This window comes from Flavobacterium sp. SM15 (assembly GCF_022012335.1).
Lineage (GTDB): Bacteria > Bacteroidota > Bacteroidia > Flavobacteriales > Flavobacteriaceae > Flavobacterium.
In genome coordinates this window covers 30,410-50,967 of sequence record NZ_JAKLTO010000003.1, presented here as the reverse complement: position 1 = coordinate 50,967, position 20,558 = coordinate 30,410, and the positions used below count along the sequence as shown (strand labels likewise).

Here is a 20,558-nt window from a genome sequence, read left to right as displayed (position 1 = left end):
TTTATGATGAACGTGTGTAGGTTGTAAACAATATTATTAACAATCTTGCTGCATAGCTTCTTCGGCCATCACTTCATTCATAGCTTCAAGAATGATGCCACAACCTTCTTGGATTTCCTCCATTGAAAGCGTTAGGGGCGGGGTGATGCGGATAGCACAGCCTTCAAACAACAACCAAAACAAGATCAGGCCTTTATCCTGACATTTAAAGATGACTTTATTGGTGATTTCAGGACTTTCTGTCATAGCGGCAAGCATTAAGCCTTCTCCGCGAATTTCTTTAATTAAAGGATGAACCAATAATTTCCTGAACAATTTTTCCTTTTCTAAAGCTTGAGGCATTAAATCCGTTTCCAATAACTCTTTTAAAGTAGCCAAGCAAGCCGCTGCAATCACTGGATGACCTCCGAAAGTAGTAATATGCCCTAATTTAGGATCGTGGCTGAGTAAATCCATATATTCCGATTTAGCCATAAATGCGCCTACAGGCATTCCGCCTCCCATTCCTTTACCCATTACCACTACATCGGGAACCATATCGTAATTTTGGAATCCGAATAACTTTCCGGTGCGACCAAAACCAGGCTGAATTTCATCTAAGATCATAAGTGCTCCAACTTCATCACAACGCTTTCTTACTTTTTTAAGGAAATCATTATGCGGTTGAATAAATCCGGCACCGCCTTGAATGGTTTCTAGAATAATTCCCGCCGTTTTTTCGGTTATTTTCAGTAAATCCTCTTCATTGTTAAAAGTGATGAAATCTACATCGGGAATTAAAGGTCTGAAAATCTGTTTTCTTTCTTCAAAGCCCATAACACTCATTGAGCCCATGGTGTTTCCGTGGTAAGCGTTATAGCAAGAAATCAGTTGACTGCGCCCAGTTACTCGTCGGGCTAATTTTAAAGCGCCCTCTGTTGCTTCAGTTCCGGAATTTACCAAATACACTTTGTCTAAAGGAGCTGGTGTGTTTTCCGCTAGAAGTTTGCACAATTCCACAGCTGGGTCTTGGGCGTATTCTCCGTAAACCATCACGTGGGCGTATTTATCCAATTGATTTACAATCGCTTCACGAACTCGTGGATGCTGATGACCAAGGGTACAGGCGGAAACGCCGGCAACAAAATCCAGATAGGCCTTTCCGTTGGTGTCGTATATATAGGAGCCTTTGGCATGGGAAACTTCCATTCCTAGTGGGTAAGGGGAAGTTTGTGCCTGATATTTGTAGAAATCTTTAAGCATAATTATAGGTATTCTGAAGATTCGTTCTAAATCTTGCTAATCTATTGAGTAAATAGAAAACTGTTGACGCTCTTTATTTTTTCTTCTTTTTAACAGAAGAGGGCTTGGTTTCCTTCTTAGGTTTACCGTATTCCAAGGTTTCTTTTTTTACTTCCATTGGCTTTTCGGCTTCTTTTTCATTTTTCTTACTTTGAATTTGGGCTTTCTGGTCTAAGGCTAATTCCTCGGCTGAGAAAATATCTTCTAAACGTTTTATTTCTTCGTCACCGCGCCAGATAAAACCTCTTAATTTTCGGGCGTTCTCAGGAAATTCAGTCTCCGGGTAAATCTGACCTTCCGGATTTACAAACTTGGTTACGGTTTGAATCTGATTCTTTTCCAATTCCAAATGTATTGAACTGCAAACGCCTTTGTCTATTCCTACCAATTCATTTTTGTCGTCGTACATGTAATAGATCATTTCGGCATTTTTATCCATATCTACTTCATATAATTTATTATCGCGGAATTTCCCATACAGGTTTAATCCTTTAACCTGATTGTAACCGTTTCCGATAGTATCTTTCTGGATAATAAACGCATTGCCCATCACTTTAAGAGAGTCTAGTTTTTCGGTTTTATTGTTGCCGATAAGGTGCATGATGTCACCGGTTAGCTGGCTTTTCTGACTCCATAATACTGGCCTTCCGATTAATTGGGTAAGCCCTCTTTTTTGATCGGAATGGATTGAATCGCATTTCCCGCTCATATCCGATTTGAAAATTCTCGCGTTTTTGAACCCTCGCACGATGCGTTCCCCTTGTTTACCGGTTACCAGTAGTTTTTCAGCATGAATGTAAACGGAGTCGTTTTCAACAAAGCTGGCGATCAAAGCTTTTTTGGTGATGAACATGGAGTCCTTTGCGCGGTGCATTTCGGCGTAATGTCCGGTAACCACCATCCGGTTTATGGTATCCGTTATTTTTACATTATTTGTGGCTGATGAAAAGTTCCGTTTGCCGTCGTAATATATTTTTTCCCCTTTAATTTTCCGGTTTTGATAGGTAATTGTGGAGTTTTTGGAGAGATTGGAGGTTTGGTTTTTGGTGTCGTAAAATCCGTTTTCTGTATAAATTAGATTGCCTTTGTTATTAATGGTTGAAGGTCCGAAAACATAAGCGTGACCCGATTCTTCATAATAATCCAAATGATTGGTTTTAATGGTAGAGTCTGGATTGGTTACCGTTACTGCAGTTTTGAACTGGTATTTTTTCTGGTTTACAAAATAGCGTCCCGATTTGCTTCGAAGCGTATTTTCTTTGTTGATGATAGTTCCGTACGTATTGTAATATACCTGTTGAATGCTTCGGTCAAAATTAATGGTGTCTGTGGTTAAGGTTGATTCCGGAGAACGTAAAACTACATCGCCCGTTGCAAAAGCAAATTGCTGATTTCCATTGTATTCAGCATATTTGCTGGAAAGCGTTATGGAATCGCCTTGATTTAAACGGACATTTCCAAAGGCTTTTACGTAGTTTTCGTCTTTAAAATGGTATGCTTTATTGCAGTTGATTAAAACCCCATCATGTTCAACCTGTACATTTCCGGTAAAAAGGATGGCTCCCGGAATCTCAGTCTGGTTCATATCGATGAAATCTGAATGGAGAATTTTAATAACTTTCTTTTCCTGCGCCATTAAAGACAAGCCAATGAAAAGTGTGCAAAATATAAATAGGATACGATTCTTCAATGTTTGTAATTTTGCCCAAATTTAAGTAAAATCTGCGAAAGCCAATTTGTATTAAGAATTATTTATAATTGACTTGTTTTCAAAAGAAAAACGCCTTCCGAAGAAAGCGTTTTGAAAATTATTTTACAATTGTTTGTGTTCGGTCTGGCCCAACTGAGATTACTCGAATCGGCACACCTACTTCACGTTCAATAAATTCTACATATTCTTTCAATTCTGAAGGAAGTTCTTCGTACTTGGTCATTCCTGTTAAATCCGCTTTCCAGCCTTTTTTCTCAACATAAACCGGAGTTACGTTTTTCTCTTCGATATTGTACGGTAAGTGGTTGATTACTTCACCATTGTATTTGTAACCAGTACACACTTTTAAAGTATCGAAACCAGAAAGTACGTCGCCTTTCATCATGTACAATTCAGTTACACCATTAACCTGTACGGCATATTTTAAAGCTACTAAATCCAACCAGCCACAACGACGCGCACGACCGGTTACCGAACCGAATTCGTTACCAACTTTAGCAATGGTTTCACCAACTTGATCAAATAATTCAGTAGGGAAGGGGCCACTACCAACACGGGTTGTATAAGCTTTGAAGATTCCGAAAACCTCTTTTACTTTGTTTGGGGCAACTCCTAAACCGGTACAAGCTCCTGCAGCTGTAGTGTTTGAGGAAGTTACAAACGGGTAAGTACCGAAGTCGATATCTAATAAAGAACCTTGAGCGCCTTCAGCAAGGATGGATTTTCCTTCTTTCATAGCGTTGTTTAGGTATTCTTCACTGTCAATGAATTGTAATGTTTTTAAAACTTCAACCGAAGCGAAAAACTCATCTTCCAATTCTTTAAGGTTGTACTGCATGTCTACATCGTAGAACGCAATCATGGCTTCGTGTTTATCTGCAAGGTTTCTGTAACGTTCTTTGAAATCTGCTAATTCAATATCACCTACACGTATTCCGTTTCTTCCGGTTTTATCCATATAAGTTGGGCCGATTCCTTTCAAAGTAGAGCCAATTTTAGCTTTTCCTTTTGAAGCTTCCGAAGCAGCGTCTAATAAACGGTGGGTTGGTAAAATTAAGTGTGCTTTTCTGGAAATCAGTAATTTAGATTTTAAATCCATGTTGAATTTCTCCAAGCCTTCCAATTCTTTTTGGAAAACTACCGGGTCAATTACAACTCCGTTTCCGATAATATTGATTGAATTTTTGTGGAAGATACCCGATGGAATGGTTCTTAAAACGTGTTTGATTCCGTCAAATTCCAAAGTGTGTCCGGCGTTTGGTCCGCCTTGAAAACGAGCAATAATGTCGTATTTGGAAGTTAGAACGTCTACGATTTTTCCTTTTCCTTCATCTCCCCATTGTAGGCCTAGCAGTAAATCTACCGTCATTGTGTTGTGTGTTATATTTAGTTGTTGTTTATTATTCTCGGGCTTATTGATACCGAATTTACTCCTGTTTTTTGGTTCCGTAGAAATACAACGAATGGTTGTGAATCTCAATACCGAAAATTTCTTCGATAGTTTGTTTGATGGTCTGAATACGCGGGTCACAAAACTCAATAACTTCGCCAGAGTCAGTCATGATAATGTGATCATGTTGTTTGTCGAAGTACGATTTCTCATAATGTGCCTGATTTTGACCAAACTGATGACGACGTACCAGTCCGCATTCCAACAACAGTTCGATGGTGTTGTAAAGGGTGGCACGGCTTACACGATAGTTCTTGTTTTTCATTTTGATGTACAACGATTCGATGTCAAAATGTTCCTGACTTTCGTAAATTTCCTGAAGGATAGCGTAGCGCTCTGGAGTTTTACGATGTCCTTTTTCTTCAAGATATTTAGTGAAGACGTTTTTTACAACTTCTTGGTTACTACTGTTTTCCATTGGGATTTTTCTATCAAAGACCCGCAAAGATAAGCTTATTTTTTAAGTGGTAAAAGTTTTAATCGTTTTACTTTGTTGAAAGGTTTTTTAGTTGTTGTTAACCCTTGAAACTTTGTCTACGCCGTCAATCTTTTTAATGTTGTCCATCAATTTTTTAAGGATGACATTGTTAGGAACGATAACCGTAACCTGACCGTTGAACAAGCCGGCTTCTCCACTAAGGGAAATGCTTTGTATGTTAACGTTCATCTGGTTGGAAATCACTTTGGTAAGCTCGTTGGTTAATCCTAAAGTGTCCATTCCGGTAATTTTTAAAGTTGCCTTAAATTCTTCCTGTGAGGAATCAATCCATTTTGCCTGAATGATGCGGTACGCAAAATTAGACTGCATGCTTATTGCGTTAGGGCAGTCTTTACGATGCACTTTGATTCCTTCGTTAATCGTTACAAAACCAAATACTTCATCGCCCGGAATTGGATTACAGCAGCTGGAGAGTTTGTATTCCAATCGATCCTGTTCGGCTCCAAAAACCAATAAATCGTAGTTTTTGCTGATTTCGTCCCTATGGATATGTTCCGAAGCGTTTGGAGAACGTTTGATGGTTTTCTTAAAGAAATTGACAAGTGTATTGCTTTTTTGAGCGGCAAAATCTTTTAACTGCTGGTTGTCTATGGTTCCGAGTCCGGCTCTGTAAAATAAATCCAGACTGGTTTGCAGCTTAAAGAAGTTTACCAGTTCGTTTACCGTTTGCTCGTTAAGGGTAACTTTTAAATGACGCAGTTTTCGGGTAAGGATTTCTTTTCCGTCTTCGGCAATTTTTTTTGTACTTTCATTAAGTACGTTTTTGATTTTATTTTTCGCTCGTGCAGTGGTAACATATTCGAGCCAGTGCGCGGTTGGCTTTTGATTGGCAGAAGTAATAATCTCAACCTGATCCCCACTGTTTAAAACATGATTTAAAGGGACTAATTTTCCGTTAACCCTTGTTCCTCTTGTTTTTACGCCAATTTCGGAGTGAATACTGAAAGCAAAATCAAGTGTAGTAGCTCCTTTTGGCAAGGATTTGATTTCTCCTTTAGGGGTAAAAACGTAAATTTCTTTTGCATAAAGGTTGAGTTTAAAGTCTTCCACGAAATCCACAGCATTGGTTTCAGAATTTTCTAAAGCTTCTTTTAACTGATTCAACCAAACGTCAAGACTGTTTTCTTCACTTGCTCCTTGTTTGTATTTGTAATGGGCTGCGTACCCTTTTTCGGCAATTTCGTCCATTCGTTCACTTCGCACCTGTATTTCTACCCAACGTCCTTTTGGTCCCATAACGGTGATGTGCAAAGCCTCATAACCAGTTGATTTGGGGGATGAAATCCAATCGCGCAATCGGCTAGGGGAAGGGCGGTAATGATCGGTTACAATGGAATAAATTTTCCAGGCAAGGAATTTTTCATCATGATGATTTTCAGACTTATAGATGATGCGCAAAGCGAATTTGTCGTACACTTCGTCAAAAGTAACTCCTTGCGCCAGCATTTTTCTGCGGATGGAATACACCGATTTAGGACGTCCTTTCATTGTGTATTCTATGCCTTCTTCGTCTAAGGATTGTTTAAGAACATCGGCAATGGATTTTATATAAGCCTGTTGCTCTTCCTTACTTTCCTTCATTTTGCTTACAATATCGTTGTAAACAGTGGGTTCAGTGTATTTTAGTCCTAAGTCTTCAAGTTGGGTTTTAATGTTGTACAATCCCAAACGATGTGCTAAAGGAGCATAAATGTATAAGGTTTCCGAAGCAATTTTTGCTTGCTTATAATCGACCATGCTTTCCATGGTTTGCATGTTGTGCAAGCGATCGGCTATTTTGATAAGAATTACCCGAACATCATCGTTTAAAGTCAAGAGCATTTTGCGGAAGTTTTCCGCCTGCATCGAGATTTCCTGATCGGTCTTTACTTTGGCCATTTTGGTTAGGCCATCTACAATTCGGGCGATTTTCGGGTTGAACATCTTTTCGATGTCTTCCACTGTAATGTCGGTATCTTCCACCACATCATGCATTAAAGCAGCGGCGATGGAAGTAGCGCCCAAACCAATTTCGGAGGCAACAATTTTCGCAACGGCAATCGGGTGGAAAATATAGGCTTCACCGGATTTTCGGCGTTGATCTTTATGAGCATCAACAGCAACGTCAAACGCTTTTCGAATTAGTTTTTTGTCGTCTTCAGAAAGGGTTTGGTAACTGATGCGCAGTAATTCCTTGTATTCTTTTGCAATGGCTTTGTTTTCAGCTTCTAAATCAATCTCTATCATAGTAATTCAATCAGTATCTAAAAATAAGGTAAAGAATTGAGCTTTGCAAACAGATTAAGTTTTTTATAGAAAAAAAGCGCCCTTTCTCAGAGCGCTTCGTGTTATTTTATCCTGTTGAAATCCAGATCCTGAAAATCGTAACTAAAATCCGTTAACGGAGAGATCGGTTTCATCTTGATATTTGTGGCAAATCCTAAATTATCGAAGGTGATGTAAAGATAAGCATCGGCATCAAAATAACGGTTAAACCATCGAACCACATAAGTGTTGTCTTTGTAAAAAGAAACTTCGCCGGTTAGCTTTGGAGAACGTTTAGAGGTAAAAATAAGCTTTTTCTTTTTCTCGGTAATGGTAATTTCTCCCAGCCAATTGTCTTTAAAAGTTCCGATTACTTTTGAATAATCGATTTTAAGGTTTTTGTCCAGTTTGTTTTTGGTAACGGCCTGCCAAACTTCATCGGTTACTTTATTAGCTTCTGTTTCGTTGGATTGGGATTGTTTGCTCAGTTTGGCTACCCAATCTTCACCAGAAATACCAAAATAACTATCTTTTATTGTATTGGAAATGGCATTGAAGGCTGCTCCCGATTGCTGATTGGTCAAGACCACGATTCCAAGTTGCAATTCCGGAATCATGATGGTTTGGGTAACAATTCCCTCCAATCCGCCGGTGTGGGAAACCTGAAGTTTTCCTTTCACATCCTGTAATTGCCATCCTAAGCCATAAGCTCTAAAAAGTGTATTGTATGGAGCGGTAGTTCGATTCGGTAAAATGGTTTGCGGACTCCACATTTCGGCATGTTGTTTAGCGCTGAAAAGTTGCTGGTTGTTGCCATATTTACCTTTGTTCATTTGTAGAATCATCCATTTGCTCAAATCATTTACACTGGAATAAATTCCACCGGCAGCATCCATAATTCGGCTTTTGTAACGCGTAATTACCTTTAGTTTTCCGTCAATTGGAACGTGCGGAACAATGGTGTTGGTTGTGTCTTTCAATCGTGACCAAGTACCCACGCTGTTGTTCATTTCCAAAGGTTTCATAATGCGGGTTTCTATGAATTCTGCCCATGATTGCTTGCTGACGCGTTCAATAACTTCTCCGGCAATTACATACAATAAATTATCGTAATCGTATTTGGTTCTGAAGCCGGAAACCGGTTTTAAATATTGAATGTTGTTGATGATGTCTTTCGGAGTGAAATCGTGTCCGTCCGGCCAAATCATTAAGTCACCGGCACCAAGACCTAAACCGCTTCGGTGGGTTAGTAAATCACGAATGGTGAATTCATTAGTAACGTAATCGTTGTACATCTTGAATTCGGGGATGTATTTGGTTACTTTGTCGTCCCAGTCCAGTTTTCCTTCATCGATTAAAATAGCTAACGATGCAGCGGTGAATGCTTTACTGTTGGAAGCAATTCCGAATAAAGTATTTTCATCAACTTTTTGTTTAGTAATAATGGATTTTACCCCGTACCCTTTGGAATGAATTACCTTTCCGTCTTTCACTACTGCAACGGCTATTCCCGGAACATTAAAAGAGGTCATGGTTTTATTTACCAGTGCGTCAATTTGGGTTTCAGACATTTGAGCGGATAAACTTAATCCGATAAGAAGGAACAGGAATGTAAATTTATAATTCATGATTGTGGTTTTGATGATTAAGCAAAGATAGAATTAATCGTTTCCTGTGCTCAGAATTTTTTGTTTTAATAAGTATGTAATCAAAATTCTGTTTTTAAATAATTTGATCACAATTTTGTAATCAAAAATTATTTTTGAGAAAAAAGATTACAAAAACGTGATCAGTTTTATATTTGAAAAAAAATAATCACAAGTTGATCATTTTAAAAAAATCTAAAGAGCGTTTTTGTTTTAATTTAGGATTTCTAAACTTTTAAAACCCGCGTTGTCTTTTTGCTTCAAAAATTAAAATAGCAGCCGCAACCGAAACATTCATCGAGTCGATTTCTCCCTGCATTGGGATGATGATGTTTTTAGTGCTGGCATTGCGCCAAGCTTCGGTTAGCCCGGTAGCTTCTGTCCCAACGACCAAAGCAGAAGGCGTTGTATAATTTTGTGTGTGATAATAAGTTGAGTCTTGTAAAGTAGCACAATAGATTGAAATGTTCTTTTCTTTGAGAAAGGCTATAACTTCCTCAGTAGAACCTGTTGCGATTTGTCTGGTAAACAAACATCCAACGCTCGAGCGCACAACATTTGGGTTATACAGGTCGCTTTTTGGGTTGGCAATAATAACCGCATCTAAATTCGCAGCATCGGCAGTTCTTAAAATTGCGCCTATATTTCCCGGTTTTTCGGTAGCTTCTGCAACTAAAATCAATGGGTTTTCGGATAATTGTAAGTCCGATAAATCAAGTGATTTTGTTTTGGCAACGGCAAGAATTCCTTCAGTTGTATCGCGATACGCCAGCTTCTGATAAACTTCTTTTGAGATTTCGATCATTTCAACTTTTTGTCTTGTAAGCTGTCTAATTTCAGCTTCAGAAACTAATTCGGGTAAGAAAAGAATGGTTTGTAGTTCATATCCGCCTTTTTGAGCTAACATGATTTCGCGCTGTCCTTCAATTAGAAAAGTACCACTCTGTTTACGGGCTTTTGCCTTTTCCTGTAATTGTACCAACGATTTTATAAATGGATTTTGTGCCGAAGATATTTGTTTCATTTTGAGTTTACTGAGTTGTAAAAGAGCAAATTTAGTAAGTTTTCTTGCCAAATTGTTGAGTTCTACATCTTATTTGGTATAATTTTGTAATCTGATACAACTTGAAATGTTTGATATTCTTGATATTTTAGGAACGATGGCTTTTGCCGTTTCCGGCGCCCTAACGGCCATGAACAAAAAACTGGATCCGTTTGGTGTACTTATTATTGCCTTTGTGACTTCTGTAGGTGGCGGAACATTGCGCGATATCCTAATTGGTAGAACCCCAGTAGGTTGGATGCAGAACCTCAATTACGTTTACGTGATTTTGGCAGGTTATTTTTTAGCTGTGATTTTCAGAAAAAAACTCGATCGCTTTCGAACATCAATGTTTTTGTTTGACACCATCGGTTTAGGAGTTTTTACACTGATAGGACTTGAAAAGGGTTTAGAAAAAGGTTTAGAACCACCAATCTGTATTGCATTAGGAACCATGACTGCCTGTTTTGGAGGAGTTATCCGTGATATTTTGTGCAATGAAATTCCTGTAATTTTCAGAAAAGAGATTTATGCCACAATTTGTATTATTGGCGGAGTGTTTTTCTTCTTACTTAAGAAGCTCAATATCCATGAAGATGTGCTTTATCTCGCCACCTCAGTGCTTATTATTTCCATTCGTTTGATGGCGGTTATTTTTAAATGGTCGCTTCCGCCAATGGAACGCAATTGATTTACCCTTTACTGTTCAAAAATAAATAACCGGTTAAAGGATCTGGGTAATCCGGATCATTAAGGTATAAAATGTAATAATACGTTCCGTCCGGTGCTTTGTTGCTGCCAATTCCATCCCGAATGTGACCGTCCCAATCCGGAGTGGTGTTGTTTCCGGTCCAAATCAGTTTCCCCCATCGGTTGTAAACTTCCAATTTGAAATTTACAAAGATATTGTGTAAACCATCAATGAAGAAGGTGTCGTTCATCCCATCGTTATCGGCAGAAACGGCATTGTAAATAGTTGGCGGACAGTTTTTAGTCAATAGCATAAAAGAAGTAACACTGTAACAATTGCCATTGTAAATACGAACAAAGATCTCTTTTGGCGTTACCGGTGTGAAATAATAGGAAGGATTGATTATCGGGTTGAAACCTTGCTCGGCATCATTCAAACTTTCATGAAAAGAAACCACATGGTTTACATCGGTTTTTACAGCTGCTTCATAGGAAGAAAAATCAAATCGACCGGAAGTGATTCCTAAGTTACAGGATTCCAAAGCAGCTAAAGGATTGAAATCAGGCGATACCAAAAGTTCAATTGATTGGGTGTCGATATTGTTGTTCTCTAATAATTCATTTACCAAATGAGGCTCGTCTACCACGATTTTTAAAGTGAAATTCAAAGGAACCGAATTAGGAATTGTTATGGTTTGCGAAAAACTCTCACTATCCCCAACCTGTAAAATCCTTGAAGTCTGATTGGTTCCTACCAAAACATTATCAGCGTATATATGCACTTTGGTTCCCGCTGCCATTTGGTTTGTACTAATGAGATTGTAAACCGTGTAATTTATGGGAATCTGGCGTGAATTACATTCGAGTTGGACATTGTCAATGCTGACTGTCGCATCCGGAAGCATGTTGTTTAATTTGGTAATGATGGTGCCAATCATCACATAATCCTGTGCCGAAGTAAGTTTTATCTTTACAAGTGTATCCCCAATGTTGATGTTATTCTGAACATTGTAAATATCCAAATCCATATTGTAAAGCGTATTACTGTTTGAAACAGTACTGGTTCCGTTAAACGCATTATACCAAGGGTTTAAAGGAGGTGAATCAATAACAGTGTTGTTGATGTATAGCGATTCGTTTTGAGCAATATTCTGATCGCCTTCCCAAGCAATAAATCCAATTTTTGAACCAATGTTGTCAATTACATTTAGGTTGTTAAGCGTGATTTCCAGAGTGGAAATTGTTGGAAATATCGGTGATATGCGTTCTAAACCATCGTAAATATTTACTACATTAAGTGGTAAAGAATTGTTTTTATAGACTACCAGTATTGCCCATCCCCCAAAATTAGTGGCATTGTCGTTGTACAAATCCACCAAGGCGTTTAAGTCTAAATCGGATAAAGTATAAGTTCCGTTTCCGGTGGTTCTTACCTGATCGGTTATGTCGTAAAATGCACTGAAAAAACTAAAATTATTTGCAGTTCCGGTAGTGGAAAAGGTTCTTTGTGCCGTAATATCCACATTGTTTAGTTTGACGTTAAAATCGCCTGTTCCTGAGCCAGCCCAATACAGGTAGGCTTTTTCCATAACATCTCCCGGGTTTAATTGCAGTTGTGCAGAAGACTGGGTGTACATAAAGGTTGGATATTCCAGATTATTCTGATCCGGGTTAAGCGTGTTCCCGATGAGTGTAAAGTCATACCTCCCGAAAAATTGATCGTAAAGTGAAACATTCTGAGAAAAGCTATTTTCAGAAAAAAGTAATAGTATAAGAGAAAAAAGGCAAAGTAATTTTGTCTTCACACGGATTCTTTTGGCTAAAAATAGTAATTATTTGATAATAAATAGGCTAGCGGTTTCAATTTACTGAGTTTTTTTGGAGAAAATTTACTACTTTTCCGAAGTTTATAAAGGCCTGTGAAAAACTATACCGTACGAAAATATCAAAAATCGGATTATGCGCTTTGGAATGAATTTATTGCTCAGTCCAAAAACGCGACATTTCTTTTTCATCGTGATTTTATGGAGTACCACTCCGATCGTTTTGAAGATTTTTCCCTTCTGGTTTTTGAATCTGAAAAACTGATTGCCTGTCTGGCTGCCAATAAAAAAGAAAATGAAATTTTTTCCCATCAAGGCTTGAGTTACGGTGGTGTTTTGGTGAAAAAAGATATTCGTATTAAAGAATATACACTTGTTTTTAAAGCGATTCTGAAGTTCATGAGCGATCATCAGCTAAATCAGTTTTCCCTTAAAATGCTTCCGAAAATCTATCACAAAACTATTTCCGAGGAAATCGATTATGTTGCATTTTTAGCAGGAGCCGATGTGGTTCGTTCCGATGTGTATCTGGTTATTGACAATAGCGAAAAATACAAACCTAACCGAAACAGAAAAAGAGCTTTAACATTAGCGGAAAATCTCAATATAGAAATCAAACAAGATAAGAATTACGACGATTTCTGGAATCAGATTTTGACCCCGAACCTTGTAAACCGTTTTGGAGTGCAACCGGTTCATTCTCTGGAGGAAATTAAAAAACTGGCCGTGCTTTTTCCTGAAAAAATAGTCTTGTTCAATGCGTATCAGGATGGAAATTTAAAAGCTGGAGTCGTGATGTTTTTAACCGATACCGTGGCACATTTTCAATACAGTTCCGGAAGCGAGGACAGAAACGATACCGCTGCATTGGATGTATTGTTTGATTTTATCATCAGAAAATATTCCGATAAAAAATACGTTAGTTTTGGAAGTTCTTCAGAAAATGACGGGCGAAAACTAAACGAAGGCCTCGCATACTGGAAGGAAAGTTTCGGTGCAAGAACCTCCGTACAAAATTTCATAAAATTTCAAACCGCAGCCTACACAGCATTAGATATTTAGCATGGTAAAATTTTTAGACGTTAAATTGATCAACAAGCCTTACGAAGCCGCTTTTCAGCAAAAATTAAATCAGTTTTTGGAGAAAGGCTGGTACATTTTAGGCGATGAGGTAAAAGCTTTTGAAGAAGAATTTGCTGCTTTCAGCGGTTCAAAATATTGTGTTGGGGTTGGGAATGGGCTCGATGCTATCATATTGGCTTTCAAAGCGTATATTGAATTGGGTTACCTTCAAAAAGGCGACGAAATCATTGTTCCGGCCAATACTTACATTGCATCGATTCTGGCAATTCTTCATGCAGATTTGGTTCCGGTTTTGGTTGAACCTAATTTAGCGACTTATAACATCGATCCGAAGCAAATAGAAGAGAAAATCACCAGCAAAACCAAAGGAATGCTGATTGTGCATTTGTACGGTCAGTTAGCCGATATGGACGCGCTAATTGAAATTGGTTACAAGCATAACCTGCTCATGGTGGAAGATGCGGCTCAAGGCCACGGTTTACCTTTTAAAGGAAGTCATGCGCGTACTTTTAGCTTTTATCCGGGAAAAAACCTTGGTGCTTTAGGCGATGGAGGAGCCGTGTTGACTAATGATGAACAGCTTGCTAAAACCATAAAATCACTTTCGAATTATGGTTCTCAAAAGAAATATTATAACGATTATATTGGTTATAATTCTCGCTTGGATGAACTGCAAGCCGCCTTTTTAAGAGTGAAATTACCTGATGTTCAGCAAGAAAACGACAAACGAAGAGCAGTTGCCAATCGTTATTTGTCTGAAATTAAGAATGATAAAATTGTTTTGCCTTATTACGACGGTTCCGATAATCATGTTTTTCACCTTTTTGTAATTCGAACCAAAAATAGAGAGGAGTTACAAGACTATCTTTCCGAAAGAGGAATCCAAACCTTGATTCATTACCCGGTAGCACCTCATAAACAGGTAAGTATGAAAGATTTTCATCATTTATCATTTCCGATAACCGAAAAAATCCATGAAGAAATTTTGAGTTTGCCCATGAGTTCTGTTTTAACGCAGGATGAGGTAAGTTTTGTAATTCAGGCTTTAAACGAATATTGATTTGGAATTTATTCGAAACATAGTCAATAAGCCGCTTTTCAGAATTAGTTCATTGAATAGTTTGAGCGTAATTCTTAAGATTTTCATCGGATTAATCACCTCGAAAGTAATCGCTGTTTTTGTTGGTCCAAGCGGTATGGCATTGGTGGGGAACCTTCGTAATTTTATTTCTACCATTGAGACTTTTTCAATGTTGGGTTTTCAAAATGGGATTGTAAAGTATGTCGCCGAAAATGAAAAAGATAAGCAAGGTTTAAAAAAAATTATTTCAACGGTTTTTATCGCCTTAATGTTATTGTCCATTGCCATCAGTTTGGCTTTATTCTTTTTTTCCAGTTATTGGAATAACGAAATCTTTGGAGCAGCAAATCCGTATGGAATAGTTTTTAAGGCATTAGCGGTTGGTTTGCCTTGGTATGTAGCCAACTTGATTTTTGTAGCAATTATAAACGGGTTGAGTAAGTTTTCAAAAGTAATCTACGTTTCAATTTTTGGAAATAGTATCGGTTTGGTTGTATCGGTTGTTTTAATCTGGAAGCTGCATACTTTAGGGGCTTTGCTATCGGTGATTATTACTCCGTCGTTATTGTTTCTGATGTCATATTATTATATCAACTCTGAAATACAGTTTTTACGGTATGTTTCTTTTGGACAATTTGATTTTTCCATCATAAAAGGATTGTCTTCGTATACATTAATGGCATTGGCTTCAGGGATATTGGGACCTATTGTTTTTTTAGCCATAAGAAATAACGTGATTGAATCTTTGGGGGCAGATCAGGCCGGATACTGGGAAGCGGTTTCCAGAATTTCTTCTTATTACATGATGTTTGTTACCACATTGTTATCGGTTTATTTTCTTCCAAAGTTAGCTTTGTCTGAAAATGATAGGGAAACTAAAGGTGTTTTTTTAAGTTATTTTAAAAACATTATGCCTGTTTTTTTTCTTGTAATGATTGTGATGTTTTTTTTGCGGAATCTCATAATCCAAATTCTTTTTACTAAAGACTTCGAGCCGGTAAGTGAGTTGTTTTTCTGGCAATTGTTGGGCGATACTTTTAAAGCTGCTTCTTTGATTTTTGGTTATCAGCTATTAGCCAAAAAGATGACTAAAACTTACATTTTCACTGAAATATTATCACTTAGCACACTGTATTTTTCTTCTTTTTATTTGATAAAGGTATTTGGTGTGGAAGGAGTTGTGATAGCACATACCATTGAGTACTTTGTTTATTTAGGAGTACTGTTTTTATTTTTTAAAAAACAACATTAAATTTATTTTTTGTAATATTTTTCTTTTTTTTAATTATTTTATTTCAATACTTTCGTAAGTATTAACTTAAAAAAAATAAAAAATGAAAAAGAATTTTCTTGCAATTTTGTTGTTAGGGACTGGTTTTACAATTAATGCCCAGATTAATACCTCTACAGGAGGAAGTGCCAGCGTGTTACCAAACAGTCCAACAACAAATACAAATGTTGGGATTGGGACTAATGCTCCTTCAGAAAAACTTGAGGTTAATGGGAGAGCTAAAGTATCTTCATTATTTGTTGACGGTACTCCCGATGGGCAAACTTTTAGCTCCACTGATGAGAGAAATGAAAAATCAATTGTTTTAAACGCTGGAAGACTTTTAAATGGTAATCCGAAATGGAGAAGCTTGAAATTTTTTGATTTCCCTCAATCCAATTATAATCCCCAGTCTCAGGTTTATTTTGCTATAGAAGACAGAAATGATTTTGGAAGATTCCGATTTGTGGCTAATACTGGAGGAACAACAGATATGATGATCATGAATAAGAGTCAGGAAGATTTAGTGAGAATTTTTGAGGATGGTAATAATAAAGTAACTTTTACGATGCCTAAAACAGATTCGTATTTAGGGATTGGGACAACCAGCTTTGTGGATGGAAGTGATGTGTATAGATTGGCTGTAAATGGAGCAGTAAGAGCACATAGAGTTAAAGTTTATACTACTTGGGCAGATTTTGTTTTCGAAGACAATTATAAATTACCTACCCTGCAAGAGGTTGAAAAACATATTAAAGAAAAAGGGCATTTAAAAGATATTCCATCTGCATCAGAAGTTGAGAAAAACGGAATTGAATTAGGTGAAATGAACAAATTATTACTTCAAAAAGTTGAGGAATTGACGCTTTACATTATTGAGTTAAATAAGAAAATCGAAACTTTACAAGGTAAGTAATATGAAATACATTTTATTTATTATTGGATTATTATGTTTCAATTTGAATTATGCTCAGAATAATGCAAAATTCTATGTTGAAATAATTAATAAGCAAGGGATTCCGATTCCTGAATCCAAAGGAGGTGGAATAGTTTTTGAAAATGATGATTTGACTAACTTATTTAAAAAAAATGAGGTAGTGAAATTTGAGCTGGCTTTTCCAGGAGCTATTAGAGAACTTCTTAAACGGACTTATATTTTAGAATGTAGTGAGGATTTTGTTACTGTATTAAATTCCGAATATTCAAATTATTATAAAGGGATAGTGAAGGTGCCAGAAATAACACCTCTTTTCATGCCCAATGATTTTGGATTGAGCGGTGCACAACCAGAACTAAGTTTTATTAATGCACAACAGGCTTGGGATATTACTACGGGAAACTCAAAAATTCTATTAGGTGTAAATGATACAAATGTTAATACTTCTCAACAAGATTTAGTTGGAAAAACTTTTTCCGTTGATGCAAGTGCAATTTCCGGCACTTCGTCAAGTCATGGAACATTGGTAAGTAGTATTTGTGCGGCACAATCTAATAACGGGATAGGTATGGCATCTATAGGATATAACTGCAGCGTTAGATCTTCTGCTTTAGGATATTCAGGTTTGATGCCTTTGGTAACAAGTGGAGTAAGGGTGATTAATATGAGTTGGGGTGGATGTCAAACAAACCCCATAACATATGAGGATGAATTATTAAAATCTATTTGGGAGGATTTTGGAGTGGTTTTAGTTGCGGCAGCTGGGAATGGATCCTGGTCTTGCCCTTCAGGTCCGCAATATGATCATTTTCCGGCATCTTACAATAATGTTATTTCTGTTACCAATGTTGGTCATCATTATGATATTGGTACTTCAGGAGTTGATGAAAATTTATGGAAAGACGTTTTTTTACGCACAAATCCGCCATTTTATGCAACTTATAATACAAATGTAGATCTTTCGGCACCTGGTAGAGGTGTTCTTGGAGTTTCCATGTCTAATGCTACGGTTTATGCATATGATGGAGGAACATCGATATCTGCTCCCATGGTTACCGGTACAATTGGACTGATGTTTTCTGTAAATCCATGTTTGTTTCCTGATGAAGTTGAATCTATCCTAAAGCTTACAGCAGTTAAAAATGATTTGCTTCCTCAAAATATTTTATATCAGGGTAAAATAGGAGCGGGTAGATTAGAAGCTTATAAAGCGGTAGATATGGCTAGAGATATGGCAGATGCTTTAGGAACTGTTGAAATCGATAATAGGATAATTGACAGATGGAAATTTATATTAAAGACGAATCCCTATAAAATTAAAATGAGTAATAATATACTCACTAACAGTGCTGTATTAGATTTTAGTGCAAGAAATAGTATTGATGTGATTAGTGGTGATTATAAAGCAACTATGGATTTGAAAATTAATACCTCAAATACTGCATGCAATACTCCAGTTTCTAATTCATCAAGAATGCAAAATATTAGTGAGGAAGGAAAAGCATCTAAAAACACCTGCAATTTATATCCAAATCCAAATAATGGAAACTTTATGTTGAATTTTGGAGAAAATAAAGGAAAATTGTCAATAAAAATTGTTGATATTTTTGGTAAGGTAGTTTATACTTCAGAAAGCAATGAGCAAACTTTAGAAGTAATGTTGCCAAATATTTCTAGCGGTGTTTATATCGTTAAAATTAATGGGAATGCTGTAAATGAAACAATAAAATTTATTAAAAAATAATTTTAAAGATAGCCTTAATTAATTTAAGGCTATCTTCTTTATTTTAAGGAGTATATATTTTGAGAGTAAAAGAAAATCATTGTTTTTTAAGGCTAAAAGTAATTCATAATTCACCCTTTTTCCCAATGCTAAATCTTCTTCCTTAGTTTTATTAAGCTGATACGCTTTTTTGATTATCAAATAGGTCGAATAGTTCACAATCCGGGAACGTTTACTGTTTTTTCTGTGAAAATCATGAGTTAACGATGTTTTTACAATACGTTTTTGAACCAGAATGTCATCAATGAATTCGAAATTATAAGTTCGTGAAGTGCGAATCCAGAAATCTAGATCTTCATAAGCCAGATTTTCATCATAACCTCCAAGTTTTTCAAAAACCGATCGTTTTACCATGGAAGAAACCGAACATAGTGCTTCTCCGGTAAGAACTTCAAGATAAATATCGCCCCGAGCAATTTTTCCAGTCACTTTTTTTGTTTCATCAACAGGAAAGTAATAAGAGTCGAAACTGTTGTCTTCCAAAATATTTGCAACATTTCCATAAACAATACCCAAATTATCCAAATCGGAAACTTCAAAAGCGTTAACTTGTTTACTGATACATTCCGAAAGCAATAAATCATCCGCAGCCAAATCAATTAAATAATCACCTTTGGAATGACGGAAAGCTTTGTTGAAGGTTTTAGTGTTGCCTAAATTTTTTTCGTTTTTTATAAAAAGAATTTCCGGGTGGTTTAGCAGCCAATTTTCGATTACCTCGACCGAATTATCCGTACTGCAATCATCAGCAATAATTAGTTCTACATTTGGATAGGATTGATTTAGAACTGAATTTAAAGTCTCAACAACAAACTCCGCATGGTTGTAACACAAACAAATTACGGTAACCATTGGCGATTTTTGCATGTTTTTCGGTTGAGAGTTTTATATTTGATACGAAAATAATCAAACCGAATGACAATCCAAGGGAAACGACCTAAAATAGCATTAATTGGTTACCGTTTAAGCGGCGGCGGCGGCGATAGGGTAATGGCAAACCTGTCGTTGTTTTTTGATGCCCAAGGATTTGAAGTTCATAATATTATTGTCATTGATGAGGTAACATTTCCTTATGTCGGAAAACTCCTGAATTTAGGTCTGCTAAAGGATCAGTCTAACGGTTTTCTGAATAAATGGAAACGGTTAAAGGCGATTAAAGACTATCTTGATCACAACCAATTTGATTATATTATTGATTTTCGTTTTAGAGTTAAACCAATTCAAGAACTTTTGCTGGCGCGTTGGGTTTACAAAACCAAAACAATATTTACGGTACATAGTTTTCTAATTGATCATTATATGCCGAATAATTCGTGGTTTACCCGTTTAATGTACGGTTCTTCTTTGGCTAACGTTGCCATTACCAATCAAATTAAAGAGCTTATTGAGCAAAAGCATAAACTTAAAAATGTACTCACGATTTATAACCCGATTCCCATTGAGGAAATTCAGCAAAAAGCATCGGAAGAAATCACTATTGATAATCAATACATTGTGGCAGTAGGTCAATTTGAAACTCGAATAAAACAGTTTGATGTATTGATTGATTGTTATTCTAAATCGGTTTTACCAAACAAGAATATTCATCTGATAATTATTGGCGATGGAGATCTAAAACCGAAATTATTGCAACAGGTTAAAGAATTGCAGCTCACAGATTTTGTAAATCTTATAGGTTATGAATCTAATCCTTTCAAATACCTTAAAAACGCGAAGTTTACAGTTTTGAGCAGTGCTAATGAAGGTTTGCCAATGGTTTTACTGGAATCATTAGCTTGTGGGACGCCAGTGGTAGCATTCGATTGTGATTCTGGTCCAAGAGAAATCATAGCAGATAAAGTAAACGGGCTTTTGGTGGAAAATCAAAACAAGGAAAAGCTCACAGAAGCCATGGATTTAATGGTAACCGATGAAAAATTATATGTAAATTGCAAGCAAAATGCCTTGGGTTCCATTCGAAAATTTTCTTTGGAAAGCATTGGAAGGCAATGGCTTGATTTAATGAATATCAAATAAAG

Annotated in this window: 16 protein-coding genes; 7 read left to right on the top strand and 9 right to left on the bottom strand. The window is 36.8% G+C overall.

The features are described from left to right. Positions 1-36 precede the first annotated feature (36 nt). The 7 genes from LZZ90_RS05820 to LZZ90_RS05790 all read right to left on the bottom strand — a co-directional run bounded on the left by LZZ90_RS05820 (position 37) and on the right by LZZ90_RS05790 (position 9,855). A complete protein-coding gene (locus LZZ90_RS05820) occupies positions 37-1,242 on the bottom strand; it encodes an aspartate aminotransferase family protein (RefSeq protein ID WP_237789752.1) in 1,206 nt (401 codons plus the stop codon). A 73-nt stretch (positions 1,243-1,315) separates the two neighbouring features. Continuing rightward, a complete protein-coding gene (locus LZZ90_RS05815; protein ID WP_237790122.1) occupies positions 1,316-2,917 on the bottom strand; it encodes an OstA-like protein in 1,602 nt (533 codons plus the stop codon). A 172-nt stretch (positions 2,918-3,089) separates the two neighbouring features. After that, positions 3,090-4,361: an adenylosuccinate synthase gene (locus LZZ90_RS05810; protein WP_237789751.1), complete on the bottom strand. Its 1,272-nt coding sequence runs from the start codon at positions 4,359-4,361 to the stop codon at positions 3,090-3,092. Between the two features lie 58 nt (positions 4,362-4,419). Beyond that, positions 4,420-4,860 (bottom strand): Fur family transcriptional regulator, encoded by a 441-nt coding sequence (locus tag LZZ90_RS05805; RefSeq protein ID WP_237789750.1) that lies wholly within the window; start codon positions 4,858-4,860, stop codon positions 4,420-4,422. Positions 4,861-4,947: 87 nt separating this feature from the next. Then, positions 4,948-7,167 (bottom strand): bifunctional (p)ppGpp synthetase/guanosine-3',5'-bis(diphosphate) 3'-pyrophosphohydrolase, encoded by a 2,220-nt coding sequence (locus LZZ90_RS05800; RefSeq protein WP_237789749.1) that lies wholly within the window; start codon positions 7,165-7,167, stop codon positions 4,948-4,950. A 101-nt stretch (positions 7,168-7,268) separates the two neighbouring features. Continuing rightward, the gene (locus LZZ90_RS05795; protein WP_237789748.1) at positions 7,269-8,813 is read right to left on the bottom strand and encodes a serine hydrolase; all 1,545 of its coding nucleotides are present in this window, start codon (positions 8,811-8,813) and stop codon (positions 7,269-7,271) included. Positions 8,814-9,066: 253 nt separating this feature from the next. After that, positions 9,067-9,855 carry an RNA methyltransferase gene (locus tag LZZ90_RS05790; protein ID WP_237789747.1) on the bottom strand — a complete coding sequence of 263 codons (789 nt, stop codon included), beginning with the start codon at positions 9,853-9,855 and terminating at the stop codon, positions 9,067-9,069. Between the two features lie 106 nt (positions 9,856-9,961). Between LZZ90_RS05790 and LZZ90_RS05785 the strand changes: the two genes are divergently transcribed. Then, positions 9,962-10,564 (top strand): trimeric intracellular cation channel family protein, encoded by a 603-nt coding sequence (locus LZZ90_RS05785; protein ID WP_237789746.1) that lies wholly within the window; start codon positions 9,962-9,964, stop codon positions 10,562-10,564. Between the two features lies 1 nt (position 10,565). Here the strand turns inward: LZZ90_RS05785 and LZZ90_RS05780 are convergent, their stop codons facing one another. Continuing rightward, positions 10,566-12,368 (bottom strand): gliding motility-associated C-terminal domain-containing protein, encoded by a 1,803-nt coding sequence (locus LZZ90_RS05780; RefSeq protein ID WP_237789745.1) that lies wholly within the window; start codon positions 12,366-12,368, stop codon positions 10,566-10,568. Positions 12,369-12,482: 114 nt separating this feature from the next. On the opposite strand from LZZ90_RS05780, the gene LZZ90_RS05775 reads away from it, so the two are divergent. The 5 genes from LZZ90_RS05775 to LZZ90_RS05755 all read left to right on the top strand — a co-directional run bounded on the left by LZZ90_RS05775 (position 12,483) and on the right by LZZ90_RS05755 (position 18,501). After that, the gene (locus LZZ90_RS05775) at positions 12,483-13,448 is read left to right on the top strand and encodes a GNAT family N-acetyltransferase (protein WP_237789744.1); all 966 of its coding nucleotides are present in this window, start codon (positions 12,483-12,485) and stop codon (positions 13,446-13,448) included. Position 13,449: 1 nt separating this feature from the next. Then, complete coding sequence (locus LZZ90_RS05770; protein WP_237789743.1) at positions 13,450-14,529, top strand: DegT/DnrJ/EryC1/StrS aminotransferase family protein; 1,080 nt, start codon at positions 13,450-13,452, stop codon at positions 14,527-14,529. A gap of 1 nt (position 14,530) precedes the next feature. Next, positions 14,531-15,802 carry an O-antigen translocase gene (locus LZZ90_RS05765; protein WP_237789742.1) on the top strand — a complete coding sequence of 424 codons (1,272 nt, stop codon included), beginning with the start codon at positions 14,531-14,533 and terminating at the stop codon, positions 15,800-15,802. 82 nt (positions 15,803-15,884) lie between these two features. Beyond that, on the top strand, positions 15,885-16,736 hold the full coding sequence (locus LZZ90_RS05760) for a hypothetical protein (RefSeq protein ID WP_237789741.1): 852 nt from the start codon (positions 15,885-15,887) through the stop codon (positions 16,734-16,736). Between the two features lies 1 nt (position 16,737). Then, positions 16,738-18,501, top strand: a complete 1,764-nt coding sequence (locus LZZ90_RS05755; protein ID WP_237789740.1) for a S8 family peptidase — start codon at positions 16,738-16,740, stop codon at positions 18,499-18,501. 18 nt (positions 18,502-18,519) lie between these two features. On the opposite strand, the gene LZZ90_RS05750 is transcribed toward LZZ90_RS05755, so the two are convergent. Next, a complete protein-coding gene (locus tag LZZ90_RS05750) occupies positions 18,520-19,407 on the bottom strand; it encodes a glycosyltransferase (protein WP_237789739.1) in 888 nt (295 codons plus the stop codon). A 48-nt stretch (positions 19,408-19,455) separates the two neighbouring features. Between LZZ90_RS05750 and LZZ90_RS05745 the strand changes: the two genes are divergently transcribed. Beyond that, on the top strand, positions 19,456-20,556 hold the full coding sequence (locus LZZ90_RS05745) for a glycosyltransferase (protein ID WP_237789738.1): 1,101 nt from the start codon (positions 19,456-19,458) through the stop codon (positions 20,554-20,556). The last annotated feature ends 2 nt before the right edge of the window (positions 20,557-20,558 follow it).